The 8,486-nt window shown below is 50.8% G+C and carries 10 protein-coding genes, 1 tRNA gene and 1 pseudogene; 1 reads left to right on the forward strand and 11 read right to left on the reverse strand.

Going from position 1 to position 8,486, the window contains the following annotated elements:
• Positions 1-619: 619 nt before the first annotated feature.
• A complete protein-coding gene (locus KBY58_RS12000) occupies positions 620-979 on the reverse strand; it encodes a carboxymuconolactone decarboxylase family protein (protein ID WP_255004555.1) in 360 nt (119 codons plus the stop codon).
• A gap of 30 nt (positions 980-1,009) precedes the next feature.
• On the opposite strand from KBY58_RS12000, the gene KBY58_RS12005 reads away from it, so the two are divergent.
• Positions 1,010-1,324 carry a putative quinol monooxygenase gene (locus KBY58_RS12005; protein WP_255004556.1) on the forward strand — a complete coding sequence of 105 codons (315 nt, stop codon included), beginning with the start codon at positions 1,010-1,012 and terminating at the stop codon, positions 1,322-1,324.
• A 7-nt stretch (positions 1,325-1,331) separates the two neighbouring features.
• On the opposite strand, the gene KBY58_RS12010 is transcribed toward KBY58_RS12005, so the two are convergent.
• The 10 genes and pseudogenes from KBY58_RS12010 to KBY58_RS12055 form a co-directional block, all read right to left on the reverse strand.
• Positions 1,332-3,473, reverse strand: a complete 2,142-nt coding sequence (locus tag KBY58_RS12010) for an AGE family epimerase/isomerase (protein ID WP_255004557.1) — start codon at positions 3,471-3,473, stop codon at positions 1,332-1,334.
• On the reverse strand, positions 3,470-4,063 hold the full coding sequence (locus KBY58_RS12015; RefSeq protein ID WP_255004559.1) for a DJ-1/PfpI family protein: 594 nt from the start codon (positions 4,061-4,063) through the stop codon (positions 3,470-3,472). Before KBY58_RS12015 ends, KBY58_RS12010 begins: the two co-directional genes overlap by 4 nt.
• Before the next feature lie 11 nt (positions 4,064-4,074).
• Positions 4,075-4,629, reverse strand: a complete 555-nt coding sequence (locus tag KBY58_RS12020) for a hypothetical protein (RefSeq protein ID WP_255004560.1) — start codon at positions 4,627-4,629, stop codon at positions 4,075-4,077.
• Between the two features lies 1 nt (position 4,630).
• Positions 4,631-5,425, reverse strand: a complete 795-nt coding sequence (locus tag KBY58_RS12025; protein ID WP_255004561.1) for a cupin domain-containing protein — start codon at positions 5,423-5,425, stop codon at positions 4,631-4,633.
• A gap of 53 nt (positions 5,426-5,478) precedes the next feature.
• Positions 5,479-6,258, reverse strand: a complete 780-nt coding sequence (locus KBY58_RS12030; RefSeq protein WP_255004564.1) for a hypothetical protein — start codon at positions 6,256-6,258, stop codon at positions 5,479-5,481.
• Positions 6,255-7,202, reverse strand: a complete 948-nt coding sequence (locus KBY58_RS12035; protein ID WP_255004565.1) for an alpha/beta fold hydrolase — start codon at positions 7,200-7,202, stop codon at positions 6,255-6,257. The genes KBY58_RS12030 and KBY58_RS12035 overlap by 4 nt, the downstream gene beginning before the upstream one ends.
• A gap of 293 nt (positions 7,203-7,495) precedes the next feature.
• Positions 7,496-7,567 (reverse strand) — tRNA-Thr (locus tag KBY58_RS12040).
• Between the two features lie 24 nt (positions 7,568-7,591).
• A complete protein-coding gene (locus KBY58_RS12045) occupies positions 7,592-7,801 on the reverse strand; it encodes a response regulator transcription factor (RefSeq protein WP_254934679.1) in 210 nt (69 codons plus the stop codon).
• A gap of 37 nt (positions 7,802-7,838) precedes the next feature.
• The gene (gene minE / locus KBY58_RS12050) at positions 7,839-8,156 is read right to left on the reverse strand and encodes a cell division topological specificity factor MinE (protein WP_255004566.1); all 318 of its coding nucleotides are present in this window, start codon (positions 8,154-8,156) and stop codon (positions 7,839-7,841) included.
• A 4-nt stretch (positions 8,157-8,160) separates the two neighbouring features.
• A pseudogene (locus KBY58_RS12055) lies at positions 8,161-8,486 on the reverse strand (septum site-determining protein MinD); the annotation flags it as partial.

Here is an 8,486-nt window from a genome sequence, read left to right on the forward strand (position 1 = left end):
GTCAATTTCAGACCTTCACTGCAGGGACTGGCGGAGCCGATCTGCTGCTTTTTGATCTGCGTTGAACGCCGTCAGAGGGGGATTGTCCCCAAAAGTTGGACAGGTCACTAAGTCTCAGGCATGAACATTCAGCCTTCCAGCCAATCGCCCCCCCCAATTAATCAACCCCAAAATTAACCCTCAGCGCCCTTGCGCCCTGCTCAGAATCCCCCAAACCCCTGCCATCACAGGGCTGCAACCGATCTGGGCCAAAAAGCCGGCTAACGGATTTGAACCGATGGCCTTCGCTTTACAAGGACTCTCATAATGAGAATGACTGCGCTGCAGGCGATCTAGGGGATTGTTTAGGCCTGTAAGTCAACCGGTTAATTAACCCGATGGTCAACCGCCGTGGAGTGTGGCGGTAGGGAAGGGTGGTGCCTTTGCCCAGTTTGGCCGGAGGAAGTATCCCACTCACCGTGGATCGATTACAGAGCACCATGTCACTCAAGTCCGTATTCGGGCTTCGCGATGTACCTCTAGGCAGTTTATTTATTAGTTGACTGTGACCGGGGTATAACTAGATCGTGTATTTTAGAAGCGTGCTCATTGCCAATCATCTTTCTTTAGAGCGGTATCATTAGGATTCTTTGGATTGTAAAACCTTTAGCCTGGCAAATGCCCCTGCTGCTTTGTTAAAGCCGCAATACGCGCAGCAAAACAAAAGTACTTCTTCGATTTGTTCCCAGCCAACTCCCTGTTTTCGCGCCATCATCACGTGGGCATTGAAGGGTGATGCTTCCGCTTGCATATTCTGTATTGATACGTCAATCGCGATGGCGATCAATGCCTTTGTTGCTTGGTCAACGTGGGGCAGACCCCAGGCCTCTCCGGCAACGCGCGTGCAAAAATCACCAAATTCTGGGTGAATCTCACGCAGGTCGCTCTGCAGTACGTGATCGTCCAGGACAGCATTGCTAGGAGGCGGTGTTGAAGGCATAATTCGGTAAACTGGTACTACATCATTAGCATGGGAACAGAGATTCAGCTAGTTGGCAGGCTGAAGATTAAGAGCGCCTTCAGAATTGATTTTATTGAGGCGACCAAGAAGCTTTCGTGCTTGACGTGCAGCATGGAGAGTCCGATTCTATATCGTTGTGCCAACGATATAGAGGATCAAAATATTTTTCTATTTTATGAGATTTGGCCCTCAAGGCATGATTTGGATCAGCATTTTCAAACAGATCACTTCATGGCCTGGCGTTCTTGGCTTGACGGCAAACTGCAGGGTGAGCCTGAGATTCGGATTAATGCGATGTCCGATTGCCTGATTCTTGGTTCCTAATTAATTTTTAGGTCAAGCTATGCTGAGCAAGTAGCCCATGCAGTTCTGCTGGGATGTTAATGATTCTAATGGTTCTTTGATTGCGCTGTTCTTGTTTCAGAAGCACCAAATAGCGGATTCCAGCTGGGCATGCTCCTTCCAACTGCGAGGCATCAAGCACTAGCTCGCGTTCTGAGCTGAGTTCTTTCAATTGGTGCCGAAGGATCGGCAGAAAGTACTCGCATAGATAGCCTCTCATGAGATATTCTCCGCTTGTTTTATTGTCACCTCCATTTTTAAGTCGCTCCAGCTGAAAGCCAATCACTCGTGCTTCTAGGGTGACTTCAACTGTGACTGGATCGCTACCAGATGGCAGATCGACTGCCAGAATCTCCTGGTTGCAATTCCAAGGTTCGCCATTCAGTAATACTCGATGGATTTGCGCTGACTGCGTCGGCAGCAAGTCTGGTGCCACGTGAAGGCGATGTTCTGGGATTTGATCTGGGATAACCCGGAATGTTAGGGTTAGCTGCTTATTTCTCAGCAATAAATTTCCATAGGTGGTTGCATACAGGCAGAGCTCAAATGCGTGATAGCCACCCATGCAATGGCTCCCCTTCAATCCCTCTTGACCGGCCAGCCATGGAGTTCCTCCGGCTGTAACAGAGAAGAGAACTCCTCCATGCTGGTGATCAAGGAAAAAAGAGTTGTAGAAATCACTACTGGCATCTGCCAAGATGCCCCATTTGTCTTCTCCTGGATCTTGGCTTTGTAAGAGCTGTAGGGCGAGAATGGCTTGTTCCTGTTGCCACCATGCCTTGCGATCATGCCAGCACAGATGGTGTGGAGATTGGCGTTCAACCATGTCAAACCAACCTGAACGCAATGCATCAAAGCCGTGATAAATCACCGGCTGAATTAGTTTTTGGCAGAAGGGAAGTGCTCGTGGATCGGGATTTAGATTCTGCAGGCGGAGTAGATTCCAGATGATTTTGAGGTTGTGACCAATGACAGCCCTGTTCTGCTGCCACCCCCAGCCATGATCTTCTTCCCAGTCGCTATGAAATCGCTCTTCAATAAATGGTGATCCATCTTTTGATTGAAAATGAGTTAGCAGTAGATTTTGTAGCTCGATTAGGAATGCATGCAGTTCAGGATCTTGGGTGCCCAGATAGAGCTGGATCAGATATGCGGGTATATGGTCGCCAATTGAATTCCAATTCTTTCGCCCTCGATTGCATTCTAGATCATCCTCTAGGGGGTTAAAGAAGAGAGGGTCAATATGGCTGAAATAGCCTCCAGTACTTTCTTTATCTCGAAAGTGCCGCCTTATGAAGGTTATTGAAGAAAGACATACTTCAAGATAGCGTGGATTGCAGCAGGCGCGATAGGTTTGTGCAAGGCCTGCAAGTGCGTAGATTTGTTCATAGCAGGCTAGGGCTGATAAGTCGTCCCCTGCTTCCGATGCCAAAATTATTGTGTGCGTTCCATCTGTATTTAGCTCAATTCCGTGAAACCAGTAGGTTCCCCCCTCCTCTGGTTCATGCATGCAAAAGTGGGCTATCAAGTAATCGCTTCCCTCCTGGGCTGCATCTAAATAGATCTTCTCGCCCGTCATCATGAACGCTGTCGCAAAGCCATATACCAAGCGCGATAGGACAGCCGTCTCTTGGCGATTGTCTGCCTGGGCTTGACCGTCGCGCTTCAAATATGTTCTGTATTCAGCAAAGTTGATTTTGGGCTCCCGCTTGCAGCCGAACAAATGGATGAGATAGAAGTCGGCCAACTCTTGGATCTGATCTCGCCACCAATCCTGTTCATGGGCCAATCGTTCTCCAGCATCGATGCAGGTAAGGATCAGCTCGTGTGTCTCTAGTAAAATCGAATTCTCCTCGGAATAAATTAAGCACCTTGCCATCACCCATCGCCCTGGTACCAGCGAGGAGCTTAGCTCTGAGATCCCTTGTGCTTCTTTCCCAAGATTGTTAAGTAAGTGACACCAAACCTGAGGAAGAATCAGCAACGTGAGTTGCTTTCCGTTCAATGTCTCCAGGGTGAGCAGCCGTTTCTCAACCGAAAACTGTTTGATCTGACCGTAGATAAGTTCGTTCCTGGAGTGGGTTGACTGCCTCAGTGCGGCTGGGTCATTAAATGCGGTGTGCTTCGTCATTGTTGGAGACGCTCCAGCACTGTCATCAGGAACTGGTTCAAAACACTCGGGTGATTCGCTGTAATCAGGTCGTTATCAACAACAATGTCTGCTAGACCTCCCTCTTCGAAGACAACGACTGCACCTGCATGTTCAACATCTCGCAGAACATTGCTGGCACAGGTCACTCGCCGTTGCTTGAGCAGAGTTGAGCAGGCAGTCAGAAGCCAGAGACCGTGGCACAACGTCGCCACAATTGTCCCTGGTTCAGCCATTGCTGCAGTGAGAAACAGCGCGGCAGGAGACTGGCAGTCTCCACCAGGTATTGGTTTTTCTTCGTAACGCAAGCGGTCTGAAGCATAACCACCAATGATGACAACGGCAGCAAAGTCTTTTGCCTGAACGCTTGAAACGTCCGTGCTTACGACACACGAGCCTGGCACTACTCCGTCTTCAGCATTGGCATAGAACGTTAACTTTGGCTGACCCCAGAGCCGCGAAACGGGGGTTACGGAAAAACCATGGGAAGGGAAGAAGGTGCGAAATGATTCCCACTCACTATGGTCGTAGTGCTGTTCAATTAGGATGGCAATCTGATTCGACTTTAACATTGGCCTGAGATCTAGTGATCCAGCAAGTAGTTTGGTGCAAATACATCACGATAAAACGTCAGTTGCTCACTCTTGAAATAGCAACCTCCGCGGTGCCCACGCCGAACCCAGCAAACTGTTCCTTTGGCAATTGTTTCACCAGTTTGATCATCCAAGCAGTGCCATTCAAAATGTACGAACTCACTCCAGAACATCACAATGGGCCAACACATGGTCACCCCTGGTTGTGCAATCAGTGCCCACCAATGGCGTTCACGCTCGGCCTGTTCATCCAAGCCATGGAAGGGACCATCTTGGCAGAAATATACCAAGTCTTTTCGATATTCTTGGCTCAGAATGTCAGCTCGGCCTCGCCTTAGGGCTTCGCAGTGCGTTGGCCACCACTCTTTATTTTGCTGTTCAATCACTGCCCCAGGGTAGTTGGACTCAATGCTTGGATTATTGGCTTCTTTTAAAGATAAAATATTAAGAGCGAACTCAATGAGTGCATCCCCCTTTTCTTTGCTGACAAGCCCTGGTCTTGAGTAGTCTGCGGCCAGGTCTTGGTAATAATTTGTGCGCTTCATGCTATGACGCACCTGCGCTGCGAAGTCCATCTTTCGGATAGCAGGCTTCTCCCGCATCAATCAACTCCTGAAGATACTTGATTTTAGTTGGAAACTTCTGGATTGTGCCTCTGGCCATGTCAAAGTCTGCGCGTCCAACCATTTTTCCGGAAGTATCGTGTGGAACTCCCCATAGACCGGTCTTCTCTAGGAGAGCTTGTTGTTGAGTGTTGCCAAATGAAGAGCTGTCTGTCTTTGAGGAGAATTCAAAATTGACCATCTTGAAACTATCAAACATGTTTCTCATTCCAAATCCAGGAGCCCATATGTGGAGGAAGCCTGCAATAGCTTGATCATTCTCGTTAGCGAAATAGTGAACATGGGCCCTTGGTGAATAAAAGATGTCACCTTTGTTGATTGTGGCTGAGCCCATTTCTTCCGCTATAGTATTGTGGCCTGGAAGTTCTCCGTTTTGATATGTCTTGGCTTTATCTTTGGCTGAAAACATGCGTATCTCTCCTTCTTTTGTGGGGATGAACCACTCTTCATCTCCATAATGTAAGTGAGGTGGTGCGCCCTGAGAAGCCGCGACCGTAACTTCTGCCATGGTATAAAGCCCACAGGTGTCATCTGTGGTGCGCCAGAACGTGACGGAGCTTCCTGGTCCTAGTTCTTTGACTTCTGGATTCTTGAGGTATCTTGGTGTTCTCAATGAAGCTCCCTTCAGTTCGAGTCTCGCAGGTTCTTTTGGAGTTGTTTCTGGCGTTCTAGCTGGTTTGGCGTGAGCTATCGCCAGGCATGTCATTGCCGCAAACATCGCCGCTAGCACTGTGCCGACGAGTCTTGTCAGTGATCGTCTAAGGCTCTGTTTCATTTCTCTTTCTCGATCAAACCTATGCTAAATAAGCTCGGGTCAGTGCGCAACAGGATGACACGTTGACCGTCGCCAGAGATCAGCAGGCGTTCGCTACGTGATCTCCCCTCCTGATCGCGCCATTGAAGTTTGCCAAAACAACTCGATTCTAGCCTAGCTATTCCTTCTATTTCCGTGGTCTCTAACTTCCCCGCCTTGCTACTGATAAGTGATCCTTGCAGCCTGGTTCCCTCGATTATTAGTTTGCCTACGGCTTCATAGGGTTGCCACTTATTACCCTTCAGAACTTTACCGCTGAATTCTCCTATCCATTGGCCTTGGAGAGTTTTATTTGTGCATTGATCAATTTTGTTCAGCCAGTATTGTTTTCCCAGAGTCGTTCCTGGTGTGAATGATAAGGCTCTGCTTGCATGCCCCTTGAGATCTATTATATCTCGCGTTTCTGAAGCTCTCGTCCCATTTATGCGCCGTACTTCCACTTCGCAGTTCAATAGCTGTTTCCAGCTGCCTCGATAGTCTGCTTCTAGTAGCTTGTCGCCGTCTCTATTGATTCGCATTCCTTCGATTGAGCCGTCGGCATTCCATCGTTCTTTCAAGACCCTTCCGGCAGGCAGGTTGTGCACGATGCCGTACCCCAAGACGATGTAGTTCGCTGGGCTCACTGATTGGCAGGCTCTTATTTCTGTTGGCTTTTCGCCGGCGCTGAGTTGACCTGGAGTAATCATCTGTGTGCATGCGACGATCACGCCAGCAACCATCTTGGTCTCAATTCTCATCGCTCTTTAGCCGTTGACTTGATTTGATTTCCGTCTTTAAAAAATCTGATGACCTCTTTCTCGAATTCCTCCGGTTGTTCCCACGAAATTGCGTGACCTGAATTGTTGATCGTGCTCCACGTGCTATTAGGCAGCTGCTCGTGGATCAGCTTCATGAGTGCTGGTGGTGCATAGAAGTCATTGTCGGCTGATAGAACCAGGATCCTGGTCTTGATCCGGTTCAGTTTCTTAAATGTGTTTGGAGTTCTCAGTGTTGGCTGAAATCGCACACCAGCTTGCCGTGACGTTGACTCAATCCGTTTCCACTCTCTGGTGCCCTCGGGATTTGCTGCTCGATAGGACGGGCTTAGTTCTCTTAGGAAGTGTGGCCACTGCTCAAAACCAGGCAGGGCAGCGCGTTTGCGTAGTTCCAGTACTTCTGGCTCATTGATTTCACCAGTGCTGGCCGCAAAGACGCCACTGATGACACTCTCCGGCTTCCATGCTGCATAGTCTAAGACGATGTAACTACCTCCAGCGACGCCAATCAAGTGGAATCGTTTGATCCCCAGGTGTCTCGTTAGCGCGTCGAGATCTTCAGCCACGCTTATCGTTAATTCGGATCCCGGGCTGCCGATGCTTTCTCCCCAGCCTCGGCGATCGAATGCGATGACTCTGTAGCCTCGATTCGAAAGCTCTTGGATTTGATGCTTCCAGCTCTCGAGGGTGCCGGTATTTGCATGAAGCAGGATCACGGCTTGGCCATTGACGCCTGTGTCCACATACCTCATTGCTAAGCCTGGGAGTTGGACCATCTTGCTGGTGAATTCCGATGCCGTTACCTCTGACTTCTCTTTGTGTCGAACGATGGGCCCTTTACCTACCGCTTCCAGGCAGTGGCCTTTGGATGGCAGAGATGTAGAGACTGTCAGAAAGCAGAGCAGAGTTGCCTTGCGGAGGTCCATTGGGCTGATTCCTTAGGCAAATGGTATGGCATCACTCTTGTCATTTTCGCTTTGTTTATCGATCTGATGGGCCGCGTCCTGACGTGACTACCTTTATTGGTCCATTCGGAATGGGAGGGGTGGTTATGCAGCAGCTGGTTGCGCTTCAGTTGCGGTGTGCCGCCGAATTCCGATTGCGCAGGAAGGCCCTCACTCCTTAATCAACCCCTTAATCAACCCGCCCCGCTCTCGACCCGAGCCTCCAACACCCCAAGACCCCTGCAGCACCTGCCTGCAAGTGATCTAGATCAAAAAGCCGGCTAACGGATTTGAACCGATGGCCTTCGCTTTACAAAAGCGCTGCTCTACCACTGAGCTAAGCCGGCCTGGACTGATGTCCAAGGCCAATCTTACCTTTCCCCTAGGGCCCACAAAAGCAGTTGGGTGCGGCTGTTGCAGCTGGTTTTGGCCAGCAGTTGGGAGATGTGGCTTTCCACCGTGCGCGGACTCACCACCAGCAGGGCCGCAATCCCCTTATTGCTGTAGCCCCGGCGCAGCTCCGCCAGAACCCTTTGCTCAGCTGGCGTGAATGGGGTATGGGCAACAGGCGTAAAGGCCATAAATGGGTGGCATTGGCACCCCCAGGGTTCCCACTCACTAGGGGCTGATCTCAGCCCCACTGGTTGGCTGCTCCGCCTCTGGAGCAGTGGCAATCACCTTGGCCCTGCGAATTGGCAGGTTGGCTACCAGGGCCGTCACCCGGTCTTCGGTTTCCAGGGTTACATCGCCCTCCTCCAGGTCGATTTCCACGTAGCGGCTCACCACCTCCAGGATCTCGCGCCGCATCTGTTGCAGCAGCTCCGGGTTTAGGTCGCTGCGGTCGTGGGCTAGCACCAGTTGCAGCCGCTGTTTGGCGGTGTTAGCGCTGGCCGGCTGACGGCCCAGCAGCTTGTTGATTGCGTCGCGCAGGGTCATCGGCTCAGAAGATCTTGGTTTGCATCAGGCGGCCGAGCTTTGCCCTCAGGCCCTGGCGCTGCTTACTTGGATCCAGCAGGGGCACTTCCTCGCCCAACAGCCTTCTCGCCACATTGGCGTAGGCCCGGGCGGCGGGGGAATTGCCGCTGTTGAGGGTGAGCGGTTCGCCCCGGTTGGTGCTCACAATCACCTGCTCGTCCTCCAGCACCAATCCCAAAAGGGGTAGGGCCAGGATGTCGGTGACATCGCTCACCGTCAGCATTTCTTGGTTTGCCATCATCTTTGGTCGCACCCGGTTCAGCACCAGCTGAATCGGTTTCACCCCCTCGG

The sequence above is a fragment of the Cyanobium sp. HWJ4-Hawea genome, from assembly GCF_024345815.1.
Taxonomy (GTDB): Bacteria; Cyanobacteriota; Cyanobacteriia; order PCC-6307; family Cyanobiaceae; genus Cyanobium_A.